We start from the raw sequence: 20,170 nt of genomic DNA, 5'->3' as shown, positions 1-20,170 counted from the left end.
CGTAGCCGAAGCGGAAGGGCCCGGGGCGCTGCTGCCCCGGGCCCTTCCGCATAGCTACCGCGGATATCTACCGCGGGCGGCGCCGGACCAGCCGCCGCAGCCCCAGGAAGATCACCGTCGCGGCGCCGAAGGTGAGCCCGGCCTTCAGCAGGGTGCTGTTCTTCTCGTCCTCGTCGGCGCTCCGCTTGCCGTCGGGGCGCGAGGAGTAGTCCCCGTCCTTCTTCTGCTTCTTCGCGGTCGCGTCCGGCAGCAGCTCCCCGCCCAGGTCCACCGCCGTGACCTTGCTGCCCGGGCCCTCCGTGCCGTACATGAGCGTGCCGCCGTCCGGGGTGAAGGTCACCGACTCGCCCTGGCGCTGGAGCGGCAGCCCCGGCTCGTCCTTGAGCTCCTTCAGCGCCTGCGGCTTGCCATTCGTCCAGCGGTACTCGGAGGCCGAGAAGTAGCCGCGGAGCACCAGGCGGCTGCCGTCCGGGGCGAAGGCGCCGTCGGTGACCTCCATGTCGAGGTCGGCGACCCGGCGGAAGACATTGGTGCCCTGGGGGGAGAGCGTGGCGGGCGCCTCGTACAGCCCGGGGTCGTCGTCGCTCTTGCTGGCGATGTAGACCCGGCCGGTCTTCGGGTGGACCATCATCGCCTCGGCGTTGCGCGGCCCGCCCTGATACTGGACGGTGAACTGGGTGGCGGTGACCGTGGTGTCCTTGAGGACCTTGGGCTCGGGGAAGCGGTAGATCCATACGTGGGGCCAGGTGCCGCCGAGGTTGTCGCCGATGTCGCCGACATACACATTGCCGTCGGGCCCTATCGAGATCGCCTCCACGTCCCGGGGACGGCCTATGCCGCGCAGTTCGACCCGGGCGACCGTCTTTCCGGTCCTGCTGTCGACGGCGTAGACGTACGCCCCGTCCGAGCTGTCGTTGTGCGTCCAGTAGACGCCGGGGTGCGCCCTGCTCGCGGCGAGTCCGCTGGACTCGGTGATGCGGGGGTCCTCGATGGTGAACGAGGACGGGGACGAGTCGTCGGCCGCCGCGGGAGCGGGGATCGCGACGGGCAGAGCCGCCAGCACGGCGGCACCGAGGACGTACGGAAACGGACGCATGGGCCCAAGCCTGCCATCCCGGCGGGGCCCCGACGTCGCGTTACGGCCGCCGGGGGCGGGTTGACGCAACCCGGCCGCCCCTCCCGCACCTCCTCATTGAATGACGGACCAATACCGTACGTAAATCATTGACGGCGAACGGATCGCGCAAATAACCCGCGGATTATTTGAATCCATCCGGGGATTATCTGTACCGGAAATTTATCGGGCATTGACGGCATAGCGGGCTCCGGCATTGCTTTCCAGAATGGCCGCCTCTAACGTCTCTACCCATGAGCGAGTACAGCAATTCTCCTGTACGACCTCACTCCTGGTCCCGGAATCCCCATCAGCATTCCGGAGATTCCGGTAGCCCGCTTTTTGACCGCGACGGGGGGCCAAAAAGCGGGCCTCCGGTTTTTCCGGAATAGCGGGGCTCGGAACGAGGGGGCCGCCGGGGTGGCCCTTGATTAGAGCGCACTCCAAGGGATTGGCTGGGTCCATGGAGTACACGCAGCTCGGACGCACGGGCCTCAAGGTCAGCCGACTGGTCCTCGGCACCATGAACTTCGGGCCGCAGACCGACGAGGCCGACAGCCACGCGATCATGGATGCCGCGCTCGACGCGGGCATCAACTTCTTCGACACCGCCAATGTGTACGGCTGGGGCGAGAACAAGGGCCGCACCGAGGAAATCGTCGGCAGCTGGTTCGGCAAGGGCGGCGGACGGCGCGAGAAGACCGTCATCGCCACCAAGGTGTACGGCAACATGGCCGCCGACGGCGGGCGGCCCTGGCCCAACACCGACAAGCTCTCGGCGCTCAACATCCGCCGAGCCGTGGACGCCAGCCTCAAGCGGCTGGGCACCGACCACATCGACCTCTACCAGTTCCACCACGTCGACCGCGCGACGCCGTGGGACGAGATCTGGCAGGCCATCGACGTCCTGGTCCAGCAGGGCAAGATCCTCTACGTCGGGTCCTCCAACCACGCGGGCTGGCACATCGCCCAGGCCAACGAGACGGCCCGGCGCCGGAATTCGTACGGCCTGGTCAGCGAGCAGTGCCTGTACAACCTGGCCGAGCGGCGCGCCGAGATGGACGTGATCCCGGCCGCCCAGGAGTACGGCCTCGGCATCATCCCCTGGTCCCCGCTGCACGGCGGGCTGCTCGGCGGCGCGATCCGCAAGGAGCGGGAGGGCGGCGCCGGTGCCCGCACCGCGGGCGGGCGCGCGGCCGACGCGCTCAAGAACACGGCCGTGCGCGAGCAGATCCAGGCCTACGAGGACCTGCTCGACAAGCACGGCCTGGAGCCCGGCGAAGCGGCCCTGGCCTGGCTGCAGACCCGGCCCGGGGTCACCGGACCCATCGTGGGGCCGCGCACGGCCGAGCAGCTGGCCTCGGCGGTGCGGGCGTCCGAGCTGACGCTGAGCGACGAGGTGCTGAGCGGGCTGGACGAGATCTTCCCGGGCCCGGGGCCGACGCCGGAGGCGTTCGCCTGGTAGTCCTGCCCGTACGGGGGGCAGTACGGAGGGGGTGTGACCGTCCTCGGTCACACCCCCTGCCTGTTCGGGCCGCCCCGGCGGCTCACCCTCCGAAGACGGCCGCGACGGCCACCACGACGAGGATCATCACCAGGGCACCACTCATGATCATGTTTCTTGTCTTCGGGTCCACACCACGAGGTTAGCGGGGACGCTCAGCCGCCCAGCGGCCAGGCCGCCACCACCTCGTACCGCGGCCGCTCCCCGGGCACCCCGGGGGCCGGTGGATGGCTGCGGACCAGGCTCAGCGCCCCCACGGTCCAGTCGCGGCCCGCGAAGCCGGTGAGGCCCTCGGCGAACGGCGCGAGGCGGGTGGGGGTGTGGGTGGGGGTGGCGTGGGTGTGGGTGGAGCGGTTGCGCGCGACGGTGAGGTGGGGGTGGTACGGACGGTGCCGGTCCATGGCGATCCCGGCCCGCCGGGCCCCCGCGTCGGCGGAGTCGGCGAGCCGCCGCAGAGCGGCGTGATCGCCCTCGACGCCCGCCCAGAGGGCCCGGTCGCCGAACCGGCCGCCGCCCGCCAGCCGCACGTCGTGAGGGTGGTGGCGGTGGGCGGCGCGGGCCAGCCGGGTTTCCAGCTCGGGGCGTACGCCGTCGTCGACCTCGCCGTAGAAGGCGAGGGTGAGGTGCCAGCCGGTGCGCTCGGTCCAGCGCAGGGTGTCCGCGCCGGGGAGCAGGTGCAGTGCGTCGACCCGCTCCCCCAGCTCGGCCAGGGCCGGTTCGGGGGGCAGGACGGCGGCGAAGAGTCGCATCGGTTTCAGGCCTTCCTCGCTGTCACGCCCTCAACACTGTCAGGCCGTCATCACTGTCAGACGATCACTGTCAGGCCTTCCTCGCTGTCACGCCGGAGCCAGCTGCTCCTCCGGCGCCCTCGGCACGAAGGCCAGGTGCGGACGGCCCCGGCGCAGGTCCACCTTGAGGCGGAGGCCGCCCGCGCGGGCCAGGGCGAGGCCCACCGCGACCGCGGCGACGGCGGAGATCAGGCCGCCGAAGGCGAAGCCGACCCGGGCGCCCCAGGTGTCGGTGACCCAGCCGATCAGCGGGCCGCCGATGGGCGTGCCGCCCACGAAGACCATCATGAACAGGCTCATCACCCGGCCGCGCATCGCCGGGTCGGTGGCGAGCTGGACGCTGGAGTTGGCCGTGACGTTGAAGGTCAGGCTGAAGACCCCGATCGGCACCATCAGCGTGGCGAAGAGCCAGAAGTACGGGGTCACCGCGGCGGCCATCTCCAGCAGGCCGAACAGCAGCGCGGCGCCGACCAGCAGCCTGCGGCGGGTGGTGACACGGCGCGCGGCGAGCAGGGCGCCGGTGACGGAACCGGCCGCGATCAGGGTGTTGAGCAGGCCGTACGTACCCGGACCGGCGTGGAAGACGTCGTCGGCGAAGGCGCTGAGCCAGATCGGAAAGTTGAAGCCGAAGGTGCCGATGAAGCCGACGAGGACGATCGGCCACAGCAGATCGGGGCGGCTGCCGACGTACCGCAGGCCCTCGCGCAGCTGGCCCTTGCCGCGCGGCGCGCGCTTGACCGGGTGCATCTCACCGGTGCGCATCAGCAGCAGGCCGATGAGCGGGGCGCCGAAGGAGAGACCGTTGATGAGGAAGGCCCAGCCGCTGCCGACGGCGGTGATCAGGACACCGGCGACCGCGGGGCCGATCAGCCGGGCGGACTGGAAGTTCGCCGAGTTGAGGCTGACCGCGTTGCGCAGGTCGCTGGGGCCGACCATCTCGTTGACGAAGACCTGACGGGTCGGGTTGTCGACGACGGTGACCATGCCGAGCAGGAACGCGATCAGGTAGACGTGCCAGACCTGGACATGTCCGCTCAGGGTGAGGGCGGCGAGCGCCAGCCCGCACAGGCCCAGCGCGCTCTGAGTGAAGAGCAGCAGCGTCCGGCGCGGACATCGGTCGGCGATCACGCCGCCGTACAGGCCGAAGAGCAGCATGGGCAGGAACTGCAGCGCGGTGGTGATGCCGACCGCGGTGGAGGAGTGGGTGAGGCTGAGGACCAGCCAGTCCTGGGCGATCCGCGACATCCAGGTGCCCGTGTTGGATATCACGGCACCGGTCGCGAAGAGCCGGTAGTTGCGGACCCTGAGTGAACGGAACATTCCGCCCTTGGCGGGGACCGCGGTGGTACCGGCGGAAGGGGAGTCGGTGTTCGGTGCGGGTGCGGAGTCTGCTCCGGGTCCCGTACTCAAGCTCGTTCGCCTCCTGGCTGCTCGGTCATTCCTTACATGTGCGCGAGCTTCTCCAGGACGGGCGCGGCGGCGCGCAGCGTCTCCCGCTCGTCCTCGGACAGCTGCCCGACCAGCTCGCTCAGCCAGGCGTTCCGCTTGCGCCGGCTCTCCTCGAGCATGACCTCGGCCCGCTCGGTCGGCGACACGACTTTCTGCCGCCGGTCCTCCTGGTGCGGCTCCAGCCTGACCAGTCCCTTGGCCTCCAGCAGCGCCACGATGCGCGTCATCGACGGCGGCTGGACATGCTCCTTGCGGGCCAGCTCACCGGGGGTGGCGGAGCCGCACCCGGCGAGGGTGCCCAGCACCGACATCTCCGTGGGGCTCAGCGACTCGTCGACGCGCTGATGCTTCAGCCGTCGTGACAGACGCATCACTGCCGACCGCAGAGCACTGACCGCGGCCGCGTCATCGAGGGGGGCTTCCGCCGGGGGCGACGGTAGGCGGGACGAATCCGGCATGGTCTTTAGCATAACTCATTACCTCGTCTAATGAAAACCCCGGTAGGGGTGTCCTCGGCCACTCACCCATGTGAGTGATGGGTGAGTGGCGGCGCGTACCGGATCACATACGCGCCCGGATCACATACGCGCCCGGCTCACACACACGCGCCGTCTCACACGACGCCGAGCGCCTGCTCGATCGGATGCAGCAGGAAGTAGACCAGGAAGCACAGCCCCACGGCGGCCAGCAGCCACGGGATGCCCCGGGTCCGCCGGGTCGCGACGCACAGCAGCAGGTACGACAGCACGCCGAGGCCGATGCCGTTGGTGATGCTGTACGTGAACGGCATCGCGATCATGGTCAGGAAGGCCGGGACCGCGATCGTGGAGTCGCTCCACTCGATCTCCTTGACGTTCGCCGCCATGATCATGAAGCCGACGACCACCAGCGCGGGGGTCGCGGCCTGCGACGGGACGACCTTGGCGAGCGGGGTGAAGACCAGCGCGAGCAGGAAGAGACCGCCGGTCACCACGTTGGCGAGCCCGGTGCGCGCACCCTCCCCGACGCCCGCCGTGGACTCCACGAAGCAGGTGTTGGCGGAGGCCGAGCCGAAGCCGCCGTAGGCGACCGCGGCGCCGTCCACCATCAGGATGCGGCCCATACCGGGCAGCTGGCCACGCTCGTCCGTCAGCCCGGCCTCCTCGCCGACGCCGATGATCGTCCCCATCGCGTCGAAGAAGCCGGACAGCAGGACGGTGAAGACGAAGAGGCAGCCGGTCAGGAGGCCGACCTTCTCGAATCCGCCGAAGAGGCTGACCTGGCCCACCAGCCCGAAGTCCGGGGTCGCCACCAGCGTGTCCGGCACGTTGGGCACGGTCAGGCCCCAGTTCGCGTCCGGGGTCCGCGTCACGGCGTTGACCGCGATCGCGGCCAGCGTCATGACCACGATGCCGATGAGGATCGCGCCCCGGGTCTTACGGACGACCAGGACGAAGGTGAGCGCCAGACCGGCCACGAAGATCAGCACGGGCCAGCCCTGGAGCTTGCCCTCGATACCGAGGCCCAGCGGAACGGTGGTGTGCGCCGCGTCCGGGTTACGGGTGACGAAGCCGGAGTCGACGAGGCCGATCAGGGCGATGAACAGGCCGATGCCGATCGCGATCGCGCGCCGCAGCCCGCCGGGGATGGCGTCCATGACGCGCTGCCGCAGCCCGGAGGCGACCAGGACCATCAGCACCAGACCGGCGAGGACGACCATGCCCATCGCGTCCGGCCAGCTCATCTTGGGGGCGAGCTGGAGCGAGACGACCGCGTTGATGCCGAGGCCCGCGGCGAGGGCGATCGGGACGTTGCCGATGCCCCCCATGAGCAGCGTGGACATGCCCGCCATCAGGGCGGTCGAGGTGACCAGCTGGCCGTTGTCCAGATGATGCCCGTACATGTCCTGACCCGATCCGAGGATGATCGGGTTCAGCACGATGATGTACGCCATCGCAAAGAACGTGGCCAGTCCGCCGCGGATCTCCCGGGACGGGGAGGAGCCGCGCTCGCTGATCTTGAAGAACCTGTCCACGAAGGGCAGGTGGTTCATGGGTGGTGTCGGCGCCTGCTTTTCGGCATCGACCGGCCCGCTGGCCGAGGGAGACATGGACGACCCCAGGTGGTGGTGAACATCGTGAAGCGGGCCTCTTGGAGGATCGCACAGGAACATTCCACCCAGACCCAGAACGGTTCAGTATGAATATATGAATCGCGGATCGCCAAACCGTGGTCCGCGCATCGCTCCCCCGAAGGCCCTCACCAGCGCCCCCGTAAGCTGGCCACATGACGAAGTGGACACCCCGGCACGAAGCGCCTGCACCCCTGGAGGGCAATGTCGTCGCCACCATCATCGGCGGCACAATCGTGTGGTTCGTCCTCTTCCTCGTCCAGCTCCCGTTCTACGGCTGGTACGCCGACCACGGGCATCTGTGGTTGCTGTGGACCTGCCTGACCGGCAGCGGACTCGGATTGATCGGCATCTGGTACGTACGGGCGCGGGACGCGGCGATCCGGCGCACCTCGGAGAACGGCGCCAACGGCTGACCCGGCCGTCCGGCCCCGCCGGACAGGGAACGGCGCCGGACCCCCGCCGAGGGCAGCGGTCCGGCGCCGCGCGTTTCGCGGCGTGTGTTACTTCACATCCACGTAGTCGCCGCCCGCCTTGACCGGCGGGGTCGTGCTGGTGCCCGCGAAGTTCCAGCGGAACCAGCCGTCCTGGGCGGCCTTGACGGTCGTCTTGAGCGCACCGCCGCTGCCCGACTTCACCGTCTTCACGGCGGTGTAGGTGGTGCTGTTCGCCTTCCGGAACTCAAGCTTCGCCGGCTGGACGGTGTAGCCCGCGTACTTGGTGGTCTCCCAGTTGGCGCGGGTCAGGGCGCCGGTGACCGTGATGGTCTTGCCCTTCTTGACCGGCTCCGGCGCGGCGTTGACCGTCAGCTTCGCGGCGCGCTGCACGGCGAAGGAACCGGCCTTGTCGGCGCTGAGGTAGTCGCCGTCCTTGGCGTCGATCCACACGTTGACGTACCAGCGGCCCGCGACGCTGTTGTCGATGAAGTCGACCTGCGGGTCCAGGACGAAGGTCGCCTTGCAGGTCGAGGTGGTCGGGTCACCGGCCGCCGCGGCGCACTTCACGGCGCCGGTCGGGGTCGCGTACCCGTACGACGGGCCGTCCAGGTACAGGTCGGCGCCCTGGATGCCCGAGTCGTCCTTCGCCGTCACCGAGACGGTGAAGGTCTTGGCGCCCGAGGTGGAGAGGACGACGTTGGTGCCGCTCACCGCCACCTTGGTGATCGTCGTGTCGCCGGAGCCGTCCGCCTGCGCCGCCGGTACGGCGAGCCCCCCGAAAGCGGCCGCGGTCGCGGTGGCGAGCACGGCATAGGTCATGCGCTTGCGCATCTGCATCCCCCACAAGATGAAGAAGGCTCCGCTGCGTTGACCTGCGTCGAGATAGACGCCGACGCGAACTCGGAGCCGAGTGTGGCGCAACTGTACGATTTTCACCGGCTTTTCACAACATCATCGGAGCTTCACAGCGGCTGGTTCTGATGGAGTGTCACTTCTCCTGGCCAACCGCTCAGTAACATGCCCGGTATGACCGGTCACCGTTTTCGCGCCGCCGAAATCGACACCAGCAAGCCCCACTCGGCGCGCATGTACGACTACTTCCTCGGCGGCAAGACCCACTACGAGGCCGACACCGAGGCCGCCCGGCGGATCGAGGCCGCCTGGCCCGACGTCAGGCCGTGGACCCGCGCCAACCGGTCGTTCATGCACCGGGCGACCCACTGGCTCGCGGCCGAGGCGGGCATCCGGCAGTTCCTCGACATCGGCACCGGCATCCCCACCGAGCCCAACCTCCACCAGATAGCCCAGCGGGCTGCCCCGGGCGCGCGGGTCGTCTACGCGGACAACGACCCCATCGTGCTGGCCTACGCCCAGGCCCTGCTGCTCTCCTCAGCCGAGGGCCGCACCGCCTACATGCACGCCGAGATCACCGACCCGCGGGCCATCCTGGCCGCCGACGAGCTGCACGCCACGCTCGACCTGAGCCAACCGGTCGCGCTGTCGCTCAACGCCGTACTGCACTTCATCGCGAACGAGCAGAAACCGTTCTATATCGTGCGGCAGCTGGTCGAGCCCCTGGCCCCGGGCAGCTATCTGGTCCTCTCCCACGGCGGGCTCGACCCCCGTACCGAGATCTCCGACGCGGTCACCCGGCTGTACCGGTCCAGCGGCATCCATGTCCAGGGGCGCACCCGCGAGGAGATCCTGCCGTTCTTCGACGGCCTGGAGCTGGTCGAACCCGGCGTGGTCATGCCGCACCGCTGGCGCCCCGGGAACGCACAGGCCAGGGCCGCGGCGGAGGCCCTGGACCTGTGGATCTTCGCGGGCGTGGCCCGCAAGCCGTAGCCGTGGCTATTGCTACAGCTCCGGCCGCTGCCTAGTCGAACCAGCGGGCCCGGGCCAGCTCCTCGGTGCGGGTGAGGTCCTCCAGCAGCGCCGCCACCTCGAAGCGGCGGGCCCAGTGGCCCGCGGCCCAGGACAGGCCCGCCGCCACGCCCTCCACCGTCGAGGCGTGCAGGGTGGCTTCGGGTTCGCCGGGGCCGTTCACGTAGCGCCAGTCCAGCTCGGTGCCGCCCTCGATCAGCAGCTCCTCGTGCTCGACGTACGACAGCGGCGCGTCCGGGAGCAGTTCGCGGACCGCCGCCGGGACGTCGTGGGTCTCGCCCTCCGAGATCACCGGGGCCGGGTACGCCTCGCTCAGCCGCCGCACCTGGAACAGCTCGGCCAGGTCCGCCGCCCGCGCGGGCCGCACCGGCAGCAGGGCGCGGCCGTCCGCCTCGGCCAGCGGCATCAGGTCCGGCGCGTCGGCGACGAGCACCCCGTCCGCGTCGACCACCCGCGGCTCGCCGCCCACCACGGCGCGCAGCTCGTCCGGCAGCGTCACCTGCTCGGGGTCCAGGTCCGCCAGCAGGCCGTAGAGCGCGTGCAGCTGGGCCGGGGTCACCGGGCGGTCCGGGTCGGAGAGCCGCGCCAGCAGCTCGGCCGCGCCGCCCGGCTCGTCCAGCAGCGCCGCCACGGACGTCCGTACGCCGAGCGCCCGCAGCACCTGCTCGTCCTCGAACCCGGCCGCGTCCACCGCCTCGTACAGCCCGGCCAGCAGCGGATCGCCCCCGGCCGCGCGCAGCCCGGCGGGGCGGCGGCCGTCCAGCACCGGGTGGCCGCGCAGCCACCACGCGGTGTACGAGCGCACCGACTCCGTCGTGCCGTCCGGCAGCAGCACCCGTACCCGTTCGGTCAGGGCGTCGCGCAGCGGCGGCTGGGCGAGCATGGCCAGGGCGCGCGGCCAGGCGTCGTCGTCCACCAGGTCCAGGTCGCGCACGGCGACGATCTCGGTGGCCACCGGCGGCACCGGGGTCTCCGGCAGCCGGTCCAGCGCGTCCTCGCACCACACGTCCACGGCTTCCAGCACGCCGACGTCGTCCGGCTCGGCGAAGTCGCCCTCGCGCGGCTCCAGTTCATCCGGGTCCAGCACCACATCGGTGGCCCGGACGAGGGTGAAACCGGCCAGCACGCCCACCGCGGACAGCGGCTGCTCGCCCCAGCGCTCGGCGAGGTCCGCGTCGCACGCGGCCAGCTCGCCCTCCCGCATCACCTGCTCGAAGGCGCCGCCGGGGAGGACCAGTTCACCGGCGGGCGCCAGCTCCCCGTCCTCGTCCAGCAGGGCGAGCGCGGCCAGCCACGGCTCGTCGCCGGGCGCCAGCCGGGCCTGCTGGACGAGGCCGAGGACGGTGTCGGCCAGGGTGTCCGGGTCCAGCGCGCCGCCGAGCGCCGCGCCCTCCTCCGCGAACGGGTCGTAGTCGTCCTCCGCCTCCAGCGAATGCGCCACGGCGGCCCGCACCTGGGGGGTCCTCAGCACGGCGCGCGGGGTGGCCGGGGTCGCGCCCAGCTTCTCCAGCAGCGGATGCGCGGCCTCCGGATGCGCGACCTTCAGGCCGAGGCGGGCCAGGGTGCGGTGGGTCTCGCCCGCCGAGCCCTCGCCCTCGTTCCGGGCCCCCTCCGCGCCGTTGACGTCACCCGGCAGCGGCAGCAGCACCTGCCGGGGCCCGATCGTCGTCCGGCCGTCCGCCAGCGGCACCGGCAGCCCGCTCAGCCGGTCCGGGTCGGTACCGGCCAGCGCGTCGTACAGCCGCCGCCACCAGACCGGGGCGCGCTCGACGCCCGCCAGCCGGTCGATCACCTCGCCCAGCGGCACCCGGGCCACGTCCAGCGCCCGCAGCTCCTGGCGCCGTTCGAGACCGGCGGGCAGCAGCGTCGGGAACAGCTCGGCCAGCACCTCCACGGTCTCCGCGCCCGCGCCCTCCACGATCTCCGCGTCCCGGGGGCGCAGCGCGTACGGCTCGCCCTCGAAGGTGCCGCGCGCGAGCACCGCGTCGTCCCAGCCGAAGCCCGCGTCCGCTTCCGGAGCCGCCGCCTCCGGCTCCAGGGTTTCCGGCGCGGCCGCGCTCGGCAGGAACGGCACCCTCGGCAGCCGCTCCAGCACCCGCGCCCGCAGCTCCCCGTCCAGCTCGCCCTTGCCCAGCAGGCCCGGGACCAGGCCGATCGTGCCCGTCCCCACCGGATGCCAGTCGCGCAGCAGCGTCGCGTACGCCTCGGCCGCGCGCTCCACCAGGAAGGTGGTGAGCGGGCCGGGCGCGGTGTGACGGCGGGTGGGCTCCAGCGGGAACGACGCGATCAGCAGCGCGGGCAGCCCGAGCGGCTCGTCGGTCGGCGTCGGCGCGTGCACGACGGGGGCCGTCTCGGGCCGCACCGGCGCGCCCTCGGCGTCCACCGGCACCGCCCAGGTCACCGACCACACCGGGCGCAGCCGCTCCTCCACCGGGCGGTCGGCGAGCAGCGCCGGGTCCAGCTGGCCGCTCGCCCGCTCGGTGCGCCAGCGCGACGTACGCCGTTCTGCGTCGCTGTCGTCCTCGATGACCGCGTACGGGCCCTCCTCGCGGCGGCGCAGCGTCCGTACGCCCTCGACCGTCTCGACCACGACCTCGGCCAGCCCCGGCAGGGTCAGCAGCAGCGCGTCGTCGACCGCGGCCAGCAGCCGCTCCGCGACGTCCAGCGCGGCGCCGTCCCGCAGCGGCAGCACCACGACCGTGTCGTACCCCTCCGGCGCCGAGCCCTCGGCGGGCAGCGGCAGCCGCAGCAGCGGTACGTGACCGTCGCGGCGGCGCAGCTCGTCGTCGAGGCCGGGGCTGCGCAGCGCCGCCTTGTGCGCCAGGTCGCGGGCCTCCGCCAGCGACCAGCGCACCCCGCCCGAACGGCCCACCACCGCGGGCTCGTCGCTCACCGCGAGCACCGCCGCGAAGCCCACCCCGAACCGGCCCACGGCCCGCCCGGGGTCCTCGTCCCGCTTGGCCGACGCGCGCAGCGTCGACAGCGACTCGGCCCCGACGGCGTCCAGCGGGGCGCCGGTGTTGGCGGCGACCAGCACGGCCGGTTCGCCGTCGGTCGCCGGGCGCAGCGTCAGCCGCAGCCGCCCGGGCACGCCGAGACGGGCGGCGGCGTCGGCCGCGTTCTGGGCCAGCTCCACGACCAGCCGGTCGCGGTGGCCGCCGAGCGCGAGGTCCTCCTCGGCGTTGGCGTCCTCCCGGAAGCGGGCGGGCGACGCGGCCCAGGCGTCCAGCACGCCGCGCCGCAGCCGCGCGGTCCCGAACGGGTCCGCGTCCTCGGTCGCGCCTCGCACCATCGCCGTGCTGCTCACGTATCGCCTCCGGGTCCTGTGGGTACCGCCACATTCCACATTTGCTAGACCGCGAACGTACCCCCATCCGAACCCCGCACGCGTCCCGCCCTCCCACCCCGAACACGCCCAGCCACGCCCCGGGCACGCGGCACGCCGGTGGCGCCTGGCCCGACCGGTACAGCCGGGTGCTCGGCCCGACGAGCACGAACAGCACGACGGCTACGCCCCCGCGACGGGCCCACTGCGGGGCTGACACGGCCGGTACGGCCGGGCGGGGACGAACGGCACGGCAGCCACGTCCCCCCGAACCCACGGCGGGCACGGCCGGACGCACCGCAGGGCAGACGGCGCGCAGGGACTCAGCGCGGCGGGCGCGCACCGATCCGCGCGGCGACGCGGACGGACGCACCACCGGGGGCAGCGGCGGGCATAGCCGGTCCGGCAGGCACGACCAGTGCGGCAAGCGCCGCGACCAACACGCCCAGGGGCCGAGGGCCCGGGGCCGGGGCCGGGAGCCGGAAACCGGAGTGCCCGGGAGGCCGGAGCCCCCGGGGCGGGGCGCCCGGGACCGGGAAACCGGGAAGCCGGGGCGCACGGAGCCGAGAGGCGGGAGCGCCCCGGAAGCCAGCCGGGAAACCGGGGCACCCTGGGCCGGGGCGCCCGGGACGCCCGGGACGCCCCGAAAAGCCGGGAAGCAGGGTGCCCGGGATGCCGGGGCCTAGGAGTGGCCCAGTTCTTCCGCCGGGGCGTCCGGTTCTACGGAGCCGCTCGTTCGGTCCGGGTGGAGGGGCATCGGCTCTACCAGTGTCTCGTCGATCACCGGCTCGGCCGGGCGGGGGGGCTTGGGCATGACGGCGGCCTCGGAGTGGGCGCCGCAGCCGTAGGCCAGGGAGACCACGCGGCCGTCCGCCGGGCTGAACTCGTTGGCGCACACACCGAACGCCTGCCGCAGCGAGCCCGCAAGCGGCATCAGGAAGCCGCAGGTCATACAGGTGCCGGGGGCCGCTTGCGCCATCGAGGACTTGGCGCCGTACGCCTCGTCCCAGCGGTCGGCGGCGACGTGGAGCCCGTAGCGGGAGAGCACCCGGGCGCGGCGCATGCCCAGTTCCTCGGCGAGCGCCGCGATGGTTCCGGAGGCGGCCGCGGGCGGTTCGGCGGACGGCGGACCGGCCGTCACATCGGCCTCCTCCACCGCCGCGAGCTGCTCCATCTCCTCGGAGACGACGGAGTTGGGCGGCGGGACGTCCTCGCCCGTGTAGCCGGGCTCCAGGCGCAGGTCCTCGGCCTCGGTGGGGAGCAGGTCGCCCGGGCCCATGTCGCCGGGGCGCAGCCGCTCACTCCATGGCACCCACTCGGGGGCGAGCAGCGCGTCGGCGCCGGGGAGCAGCACCGTCTCGGCCAGGGTGACGTTCTTCGCGCGGGAGGCGCGGGTGACGGTGACCGCCCAGCGCCAGCCGCGATAGCCCGCCTCGGCGCTCTCGAAGAAATGCGTGACGACGCGGTCGCCCTCGGCGATCGCCTCCACGTACCCGCCGACCACCCCGGGGTGGGCCGCTTCCGCCGCCGCCTCGCGGGCGAGTTCGACCGCCTCGGCGCACAGGCGGTCGGGGGTACGGCTCCGCATCGCAGCACTCACAGGATCGATTCTCTCTTCCACGCCGTCTCAGCCGTCGTTTGACGAGTGCGCCAGCCCTACGGCCGGACGGCGGGACTGCGGACGGAGCGGACCGTAGGACCGCGTCGACGTCCACACCCGATCCGGCCTCGGGCGCGCCTTGTACGTCCCATTCTGCGGGATGGCGACTCGGCGCATGGCCAGGAACGACCGTGGATGGCGCGTAAAGCACGCTACCTTGTCCGGCCGCGCCGCCCCCACCCCCGTCTCATGTCCGGCGTTCGTGAACACACCCGTCGGATGGCCGTTTTCGCTGGCCAGAAGGGTGATTGGCGGGTGGGAGAAGAAGGAGTCATGGCCGGAAAGCCGTCGTAGGTCTCACGTTGCGGGCAGCTTGGCGGCACCATGGTCGGGTGGCAGGCATGCGGTTCCACGAGGACGGCCCGATCAGACGATCGGGCCGTCTGCTCGGCCGCGCACTCCACTTGCCCTTCACCGCGACCGGCCGCGGCATCCGGCGGGCCACCCACGCCCACGGCGCGGGCGAGTCCGGACTCGGCAAGCTGATCGAGCTGCACGCGGTCAACTCGGCCGGTGACATGCTGATCACGGTCGCGCTCGCCTCGACGGTCTTCTTCTCGGTGCCGACGGACGAGGCACGCGGCCGGGTCGCCCTCTACCTGGCGATCACCCTCGCCCCGTTCGCCGTCCTCGCGCCCGTGGTCGGCCCGCTGCTGGACCGCATCCCGCACGGCCGCCGCGCGGCGATGGCGGGCTCGATGCTGACCCGCGCGGTGCTCGCGCTGACCATGGCGGGCGCGGTGGCGGGCGGCGACCTCGAACTGTATCCGGCGGCGCTGGGCGTGCTGGTGGCGTCCAAGGGCTACGGGGTCGTCAGATCGGCCGTCGTACCGCGGCTGCTGCCGCCCCGCTTCTCGCTGGTCAAGGCCAACTCCCGGGTGACCCTGGCCGGGCTGCTGGCGACCGGGGCGGCGGCCCCGCTGGGCGCCGGGCTGCATCAGCTGGGGCCGGGCTGGCCGCTGTACGGGGCGTTCGTGATCTTCATGGGCGGGGCGTTCCTGTCGTTCACCCTGCCGCACAAGGTGGATTCGTCGAAGGGCGAGGCCAAGGCGCGGCTGACCTCGGGCGAGCACCACTTCGGGCACCGCGCGGCGGTGCCGGGGGCCGTGCCGGGGGCCGCGTCGACGACGGCGCCCAAGGCCGCGCCCAAGGTGGCGCCCAAGGTGGTGACGGTCGCCGACCCCAAGCCGATCGCCGACCCCGAGCCGGGCGGGAACCCGGGCCCGCGCGGCGGACGGCCCGGCCGGTGGTTCACCAGCCGGTGGTTCTCAAGGGGGTTCGGCGGGCGCGGGGCCCGGAAGCCGGGGCTGCGGACCGTCGGCCCGTCCGTGCTGCACGCTCTCCAGGCCTGCGCCTCGCTCAAGGCACTGTCCGGATTCCTCACCCTCTACCTCGCCTTCCTGCTCCGCGAGCATCCGGTGGGCGGGCTGTCCCCCGAGTTCTCGCTCGGCCTGGTCGCGGTCGCGGCGGGCGGCGGCAACGCGCTGGGCACGGCGATCGGCGCCTGGCTGCGGGAGCGCGGCCCGGAGCGGATCATCGCGGTGGTACTGACCTCGGCCCTCGGCGTGGTCGTCTTCTCGGCGGTGCTGTACGGCGCGGTCACGGTCACCGCCGTGGCCGCCACCGCGGGCATCTCGCTGGCGCTGGGCAAGCTGTCGCTGGACGCGCTGATCCAGCGGGACGTCCCGGAAGAGGTCCGTACGTCGGCGTTCTCCCGCTCCGAGACCGCCCTGCAGATCGCGTGGGTGGTCGGCGGCGCGGTGGGCATCTCGCTGCCCCTGAGCGGGGTGGTGGGCATGGCGGCCGCCGCGACGATGATCGCCCTGGGGGTGGCCGTGAGCGTCCGGGGACTGCTGTCCGCCGCCCGGCACACCACCGCGCACCCCCGGGTGGCGTGACGGTCCCCGGGCCGCGTGGCCGCCGTCGAGCCGCACGAGGTGTGCGCTCCGGACGGGGTCGAGGTCCCCGGCCCGCGTCGCCGCCGTCGATCCGCCACCCCGGCGCCGCGCGGCCGGGAGGGCCCGATAGCCTGCCCGCATGACCGCTGCGCTGTTTTCCAGGGGCAAGGGCCGCCGGGCCACCACCGCCGCCTGCGCCGTTGCCCTCGGGCTCATCGCCCTCTCCGCCTGCGACAAGCCGACGCCGCTCGCGACGGTGACGGTCGGTACGAGCACCGTGACGGCGGAGGCGAGCAAGGGCTGCTTCGGCGACGGCAAGAACCTCGGTTCGAGCACGTTCAAGAAGTGCCTGTCCGCCAAGCCCGCCCACACCGTCAAGGTGGGTGCCGGGGACAAGGTGCGGATCGGGGTGGACCCGGAGATCGCCGAATCCAGCTGGGGTCTGATCGCCAACAACCCGGTCATGGCCGAGGCGAGCAAGGAGACCTACCGCAGCTTCGACAGCGACACGCTCTTCGCGCAGCAGAACCCGCAGACCGGGCAGACCACCATGTCGAAGAGCGTCACCGTCACCGTGGCCGAGCTCGGCGACGGCAGCCAGGGCGTGAAGGGCATCTGGCGCTTCAAGCTCGAACGGGACAGCTGACGTCACCCCGCCCCGCCGGTCCGGTCCGCGGCGCGACAGCCGGGAGGCGCCGATGCGCGTACTGATCGTCACCGCCGTCCCCGCGGAACGGGACGCCGTGGTGCGCGGATGCGGCACGGCCGGTGAGGTCACCGAAGTCGCCGTGCCCGGCGGAGTGCTGCACCGGCCGCGGACGGACGTACCCGACGGGCCGCCGCTCACCGTCGACGTGCTGGCCGCCGGAGTCGGCCCGGCCGCGGCGGCGGCCGGGACCGCCACCGCGCTCACCGTCGCGGCCGTCCAAGGCGCCCCGTACGACCTCGCCGTATCGGCCGGTATCGGCGGCGGTTTCGCGCCGCACGCCCCGCTGGGCTCCGTCGTGGTCGCCGACGCCGTCGTCGCCGCCGATCTGGGGGCCGAAACCCCCGACGGCTTCGCCGCCGTCACCGACCTCGGCTTCGGAACCGTCGAACACCGGCCACCGCCCGCGCTCGTCGCGGCGCTCACCGAGGCGACCGGGGCCGTACGCGGCACCGTGCTCACCGTGTCGACCGTGACCGGCAGCGCAGAGCGGGCCGCCGCGCTGCTGCGGCGTCATCCGCGCGCCGTCGCCGAGGCGATGGAGGGGTTCGGGGTGGCCGAGGCGGCCGCCGCCCAGTCCGTGCCGGTGCTGGAGGTGCGGGCCGTCTCCAACCCGGTCGGCCCGCGCGACCGGGCGGCCTGGCGCATCGGCGAGGCGCTCGACGCCCTGGCGGAGACGTTCCGGCAAGCGGTACCCGCCCTCCGCACGGCAGAAGCGGCCCCGGCCCCTGCCCCGGACGCAGCCCCGCGCTTGGACCTACCTGAAGGCAGCCCCGGACGTGGACTTGGAAGGAAGCCAGCAGTGACCCAGTCGGCAGCACAGTCGGCGGCACAGCCGCTCACGATCGCCTACTCGCCCTGCCCGAACGACACCTTCGTCTTCGACGCCTGGGCCCACGGCCGCGTCCCCGGCGCGCTCTCACCGGACGTCACGTTCGCCGACATCGACATCACCAACGGCATGGCCGAGCGCGGCGAGTCCGACCTGCTGAAGGTGTCCTACGCGGTGCTGCCCTGGGTGCTGGACGAGTACGCGCTGCTGCCGTGCGGCGGGGCGCTCGGGCGCGGCTGCGGTCCGCTGGTGCTCACCCGGGAGCCGGGCGCGGCGAAGGAGCTCGCGGGGAAGACGGTCGCCGTGCCGAGCGAGCGCTCGACCGCGTATCTGCTCTTCCGGCTGTGGGCCGCCGCCGAGGTGCCGGGCGGGGTCGGGGAGATCCGGGTGCTGCCGTTCCACGAGATCATGCCCGCGGTACGGGACGGCCTGGTCGACGCCGGACTCGTCATCCACGAGGCCCGGTTCACCTATCAGAATTACGGGCTGCACCGCCTCGCCGACATGGGCGAGCACTGGGAGCTGACCACCGGGCTGCCCATCCCGCTCGGCGCGATCATCGCCAAGCGCTCGCTGGGCGCGGAGCGGCTGCGGGAGCTGGCCGAGACGATCCGTACGTCGGTCCGGATGGCCTGGGACGACCCGGAGGCCTCGCGTCCGTATGTCCTGGAGCACGCCCAGGAGATGGACCCGGCCGTCGCGGACCAGCACATCGGGCTCTACGTGAACGAGTTCACCGCGGATCTGGGCGAGGACGGCTACGCGGCGGTGCGTGGACTGCTCACCCGCGCGGCGGCCGAGGGACTCGTACCGCCCCTCGGCCCGGACGCGCTGGAATTCGCGTAATTCCGTTCGCTACCGTGTTCGTTTTCGCATGCGTTTTTCCATGCGCTCAGCGGCGCTTACGCCTCATACATCGAGTTGGTCGGCAACCGCCCGCAGCATCCCCGCGATCTTGTTGCCATGCACCTTGTCGGGATAACGGCCCCGCTCCAGCTGCTGCGTCACGTTCTCCAGCAGAGTCGTCAAATCCTGGACGATCGACGCCAGCTCGTCCGGCTTACGCCGCTGGGCGGCCGCCACGGACGGTGTCGGGTCGAGAAGCGTCACCGAAAGCGCCTGGTCACCACGGTTTCCCGCGACGACACCGAATTCAACGCGCTGCCCCGGCTTCAGCGCGTCCACGCCTTCCGGAAGCACCGACGAGTGCACGAAGACGTCGCCGCCGTCATCGCGGGAGAGAAAGCCAAAGCCTTTCTCACTGTTGAACCACTTGACCTTGCCGGTAGGCACGTCTGTCCTCGTCCTCGTCGCTCGTCGGAAAACACGGAAAAGAGCTCTGGATAGCACTACAGCGGGTCGTAAGACCCGCCACCACCAAGGCTAATGGTCCCGAGCCTGGTGACAAGACGTACCCGGGTGGTTCCGGGTGGTTGGCATGCGCGCTCTGGCACGGATCTACCCTGGAGCGGTGAGCAACGAAACCCCGCACCGTGGAACCACTGATGCCGCGCCCGGCGACCGGCTCGTCCGCATCGGCGTGATCGTCTTCGCCGTCGGCGCGATCGCCACCCTCGCGACCGTCGCGCCCCTCTTCCTCGGCGCCGATCCACTGCCCTCGGTGGCGTACTTCGTCTGCATGCTGATGGGCGTCGGCTTCGCCCTCGCGGCGGCCGGGGTGCTGCGGTCGATCGCGGCGCAGCGGCGGGAGGCGGCGCGGGTCAACCGCGCGGCCCAGTCGTAGTCGTCGTCGTAGTCGTCGTCGTAGTCGTAGTCGTAGGAGATCCTCAGCGCGGAGTTACGCCGCGGTGTGGCCCGCCAGCCACGCCGGGAACGCGGTCAGGTCGTCGAGCACGACGTCCGCCCCCGCCTCGCGCAGTTCGTCCGCGGCGCACGGCCCGGTGGCGACCGCCACCGACAGCGCCTCCGCCGTCCGCGCGCCCCGTACGTCACCGGTGTGGTCCCCGACGTACACCGACGCCCCGTACTCGCGCAGCGCCTCCCCCTTGGCCTCCGCCCACAGCCAGCCGACGACCGCGTCCGCCTCGATGCCCAGATGGCTCAGGTGCAGCTTGGCGTTCGGCTCGTGCTTCGCGGTGACGACGATGGCGCGCCCGCCCGCCCGCTGGACCGCCGCTATCGCCTCCCGCGCGCCGCGCATGGCGAGCGTCGGGGCGATCGCGAACTCCGGATACAGCCCCCGGTACAGCTCGCCCATCTCCTCGATCCGCTCGTCCGGGAACCAGTGCGCCAGCTCCTGCTCCAGCGGCGGGCCGAGCCGGGTGATGGCGAGCTCGGCGTCGATGGGCGTTCCGGTACGGGCGGACAGCTCCTCGTAGGCAGCCTTGATGCCGGGGCGCGAGTCGATGAGCGTCATGTCGAGGTCGAAGCCGACGGTCAGGGTGGGAGTGCTCGATACAGCCATGCCCGTCATTGTGCCTGGCCCATGCATACACTTAGCGT

General features: G+C 72.2%; 17 protein-coding genes and 1 pseudogene. 8 read left to right on the top strand and 10 right to left on the bottom strand.

Going from position 1 to position 20,170, the window contains the following annotated elements:
- Positions 1 to 67: 67 nt before the first annotated feature.
- Positions 68 to 1,096, bottom strand: a complete 1,029-nt coding sequence (locus tag ABZ370_RS02090; protein WP_358615162.1) for a hypothetical protein — start codon at positions 1,094 to 1,096, stop codon at positions 68 to 70.
- A 481-nt stretch (positions 1,097 to 1,577) separates the two neighbouring features.
- Here ABZ370_RS02090 and ABZ370_RS02085 point away from each other — a divergent pair, with 481 nt between their 5' ends.
- Positions 1,578 to 2,579: an aldo/keto reductase gene (locus tag ABZ370_RS02085; RefSeq protein ID WP_358615160.1), complete on the top strand. Its 1,002-nt coding sequence runs from the start codon at positions 1,578 to 1,580 to the stop codon at positions 2,577 to 2,579.
- A 194-nt stretch (positions 2,580 to 2,773) separates the two neighbouring features.
- Here the strand turns inward: ABZ370_RS02085 and thpR are convergent, their stop codons facing one another.
- From thpR to ABZ370_RS02065, 4 genes are all read right to left on the bottom strand, one after another.
- Positions 2,774 to 3,367: an RNA 2',3'-cyclic phosphodiesterase gene (thpR, locus tag ABZ370_RS02080; RefSeq protein ID WP_358615158.1), complete on the bottom strand. Its 594-nt coding sequence runs from the start codon at positions 3,365 to 3,367 to the stop codon at positions 2,774 to 2,776.
- An 87-nt stretch (positions 3,368 to 3,454) separates the two neighbouring features.
- Positions 3,455 to 4,816: an MFS transporter gene (locus ABZ370_RS02075; protein WP_358615156.1), complete on the bottom strand. Its 1,362-nt coding sequence runs from the start codon at positions 4,814 to 4,816 to the stop codon at positions 3,455 to 3,457.
- 32 nt (positions 4,817 to 4,848) lie between these two features.
- Positions 4,849 to 5,313: a MarR family transcriptional regulator gene (locus ABZ370_RS02070; protein ID WP_358615154.1), complete on the bottom strand. Its 465-nt coding sequence runs from the start codon at positions 5,311 to 5,313 to the stop codon at positions 4,849 to 4,851.
- Positions 5,314 to 5,468: 155 nt separating this feature from the next.
- Positions 5,469 to 6,944, bottom strand: a complete 1,476-nt coding sequence (locus ABZ370_RS02065; protein WP_358615152.1) for an NCS2 family permease — start codon at positions 6,942 to 6,944, stop codon at positions 5,469 to 5,471.
- A gap of 176 nt (positions 6,945 to 7,120) precedes the next feature.
- On the opposite strand from ABZ370_RS02065, the gene ABZ370_RS02060 reads away from it, so the two are divergent.
- Positions 7,121 to 7,381, top strand: coding sequence for a DUF2530 domain-containing protein (locus ABZ370_RS02060; protein WP_358615150.1), 261 nt, complete (start codon positions 7,121 to 7,123; stop codon positions 7,379 to 7,381).
- An 87-nt stretch (positions 7,382 to 7,468) separates the two neighbouring features.
- Here the strand turns inward: ABZ370_RS02060 and ABZ370_RS02055 are convergent, their stop codons facing one another.
- Complete coding sequence (locus ABZ370_RS02055; RefSeq protein ID WP_358616022.1) at positions 7,469 to 8,233, bottom strand: calcium-binding protein; 765 nt, start codon at positions 8,231 to 8,233, stop codon at positions 7,469 to 7,471.
- Positions 8,234 to 8,428: 195 nt separating this feature from the next.
- Between ABZ370_RS02055 and ABZ370_RS02050 the strand changes: the two genes are divergently transcribed.
- A complete protein-coding gene (locus ABZ370_RS02050) occupies positions 8,429 to 9,247 on the top strand; it encodes an SAM-dependent methyltransferase (RefSeq protein ID WP_358615148.1) in 819 nt (272 codons plus the stop codon).
- Positions 9,248 to 9,278: 31 nt separating this feature from the next.
- On the opposite strand, the gene ABZ370_RS02045 is transcribed toward ABZ370_RS02050, so the two are convergent.
- Together ABZ370_RS02045 and ABZ370_RS02040 are read right to left on the bottom strand one after the other, a co-directional pair.
- Positions 9,279 to 12,578, bottom strand: coding sequence for a molecular chaperone Hsp90 (locus ABZ370_RS02045; protein ID WP_358616019.1), 3,300 nt, complete (start codon positions 12,576 to 12,578; stop codon positions 9,279 to 9,281).
- A 715-nt stretch (positions 12,579 to 13,293) separates the two neighbouring features.
- Entirely contained in the window at positions 13,294 to 14,211 is a 918-nt protein-coding gene (locus tag ABZ370_RS02040) for a DUF3027 domain-containing protein (protein ID WP_358615146.1), read from the bottom strand.
- Between the two features lie 401 nt (positions 14,212 to 14,612).
- On the opposite strand from ABZ370_RS02040, the gene ABZ370_RS02035 reads away from it, so the two are divergent.
- From ABZ370_RS02035 to ABZ370_RS02020, 4 genes and pseudogenes are all read left to right on the top strand, one after another.
- Complete coding sequence (locus ABZ370_RS02035) at positions 14,613 to 16,169, top strand: MFS transporter (protein ID WP_358616016.1); 1,557 nt, start codon at positions 14,613 to 14,615, stop codon at positions 16,167 to 16,169.
- Positions 16,170 to 16,308: 139 nt separating this feature from the next.
- A complete protein-coding gene (locus ABZ370_RS02030; RefSeq protein ID WP_358615144.1) occupies positions 16,309 to 16,815 on the top strand; it encodes a hypothetical protein in 507 nt (168 codons plus the stop codon).
- Between the two features lie 52 nt (positions 16,816 to 16,867).
- Positions 16,868 to 17,551: pseudogene (locus ABZ370_RS02025) on the top strand (futalosine hydrolase); the annotation flags it as partial.
- 168 nt (positions 17,552 to 17,719) lie between these two features.
- Positions 17,720 to 18,553, top strand: coding sequence for a 1,4-dihydroxy-6-naphthoate synthase (locus ABZ370_RS02020; RefSeq protein ID WP_358616013.1), 834 nt, complete (start codon positions 17,720 to 17,722; stop codon positions 18,551 to 18,553).
- 63 nt (positions 18,554 to 18,616) lie between these two features.
- Here ABZ370_RS02020 and ABZ370_RS02015 read toward each other — a convergent pair whose 3' ends face one another.
- Positions 18,617 to 19,000: a cold-shock protein gene (locus tag ABZ370_RS02015; RefSeq protein WP_358615142.1), complete on the bottom strand. Its 384-nt coding sequence runs from the start codon at positions 18,998 to 19,000 to the stop codon at positions 18,617 to 18,619.
- A gap of 145 nt (positions 19,001 to 19,145) precedes the next feature.
- On the opposite strand from ABZ370_RS02015, the gene ABZ370_RS02010 reads away from it, so the two are divergent.
- A complete protein-coding gene (locus ABZ370_RS02010) occupies positions 19,146 to 19,451 on the top strand; it encodes a hypothetical protein (RefSeq protein ID WP_358615140.1) in 306 nt (101 codons plus the stop codon).
- 54 nt (positions 19,452 to 19,505) lie between these two features.
- Here ABZ370_RS02010 and ABZ370_RS02005 read toward each other — a convergent pair whose 3' ends face one another.
- Complete coding sequence (locus ABZ370_RS02005) at positions 19,506 to 20,141, bottom strand: haloacid dehalogenase-like hydrolase (protein ID WP_358615138.1); 636 nt, start codon at positions 20,139 to 20,141, stop codon at positions 19,506 to 19,508.
- Positions 20,142 to 20,170 lie beyond the last annotated feature (29 nt).

This window comes from Streptomyces sp. NPDC005962, assembly GCF_040629205.1.
GTDB lineage: Bacteria > Actinomycetota > Actinomycetes > Streptomycetales > Streptomycetaceae > Streptomyces.
The sequence above is the reverse complement of the archived record's forward strand: the minus strand, read 5'-3'. Positions and strand labels throughout refer to the sequence as shown.

Excerpts from the sequence above, each read along its gene's own strand:
- ABZ370_RS02090 (WP_358615162.1), bottom strand. The coding sequence starts at position 1,096 with ATGCGTCCGTTTCCGTACGTCCTCGGTGCCGCCGTGCTGGCGGCTCTG.
- ABZ370_RS02010 (WP_358615140.1), top strand. The coding sequence starts at position 19,146 with ATGCGCGCTCTGGCACGGATCTACCCTGGAGCGGTGAGCAACGAAACC.
- ABZ370_RS02045 (WP_358616019.1), bottom strand. The coding sequence starts at position 12,578 with ATGGTGCGAGGCGCGACCGAGGACGCGGACCCGTTCGGGACCGCGCGG.
- ABZ370_RS02030 (WP_358615144.1), top strand. The coding sequence starts at position 16,309 with ATGACCGCTGCGCTGTTTTCCAGGGGCAAGGGCCGCCGGGCCACCACC.
- ABZ370_RS02055 (WP_358616022.1), bottom strand. The coding sequence starts at position 8,233 with ATGCGCAAGCGCATGACCTATGCCGTGCTCGCCACCGCGACCGCGGCC.
- ABZ370_RS02085 (WP_358615160.1), top strand. The coding sequence starts at position 1,578 with ATGGAGTACACGCAGCTCGGACGCACGGGCCTCAAGGTCAGCCGACTG.
- ABZ370_RS02060 (WP_358615150.1), top strand. The coding sequence starts at position 7,121 with ATGACGAAGTGGACACCCCGGCACGAAGCGCCTGCACCCCTGGAGGGC.
- ABZ370_RS02050 (WP_358615148.1), top strand. The coding sequence starts at position 8,429 with ATGACCGGTCACCGTTTTCGCGCCGCCGAAATCGACACCAGCAAGCCC.
- ABZ370_RS02065 (WP_358615152.1), bottom strand. The coding sequence starts at position 6,944 with ATGTCTCCCTCGGCCAGCGGGCCGGTCGATGCCGAAAAGCAGGCGCCG.
- thpR (WP_358615158.1), bottom strand. The coding sequence starts at position 3,367 with ATGCGACTCTTCGCCGCCGTCCTGCCCCCCGAACCGGCCCTGGCCGAG.
- ABZ370_RS02005 (WP_358615138.1), bottom strand. The coding sequence starts at position 20,141 with ATGACGGGCATGGCTGTATCGAGCACTCCCACCCTGACCGTCGGCTTC.
- ABZ370_RS02035 (WP_358616016.1), top strand. The coding sequence starts at position 14,613 with ATGCGGTTCCACGAGGACGGCCCGATCAGACGATCGGGCCGTCTGCTC.
- ABZ370_RS02070 (WP_358615154.1), bottom strand. The coding sequence starts at position 5,313 with ATGCCGGATTCGTCCCGCCTACCGTCGCCCCCGGCGGAAGCCCCCCTC.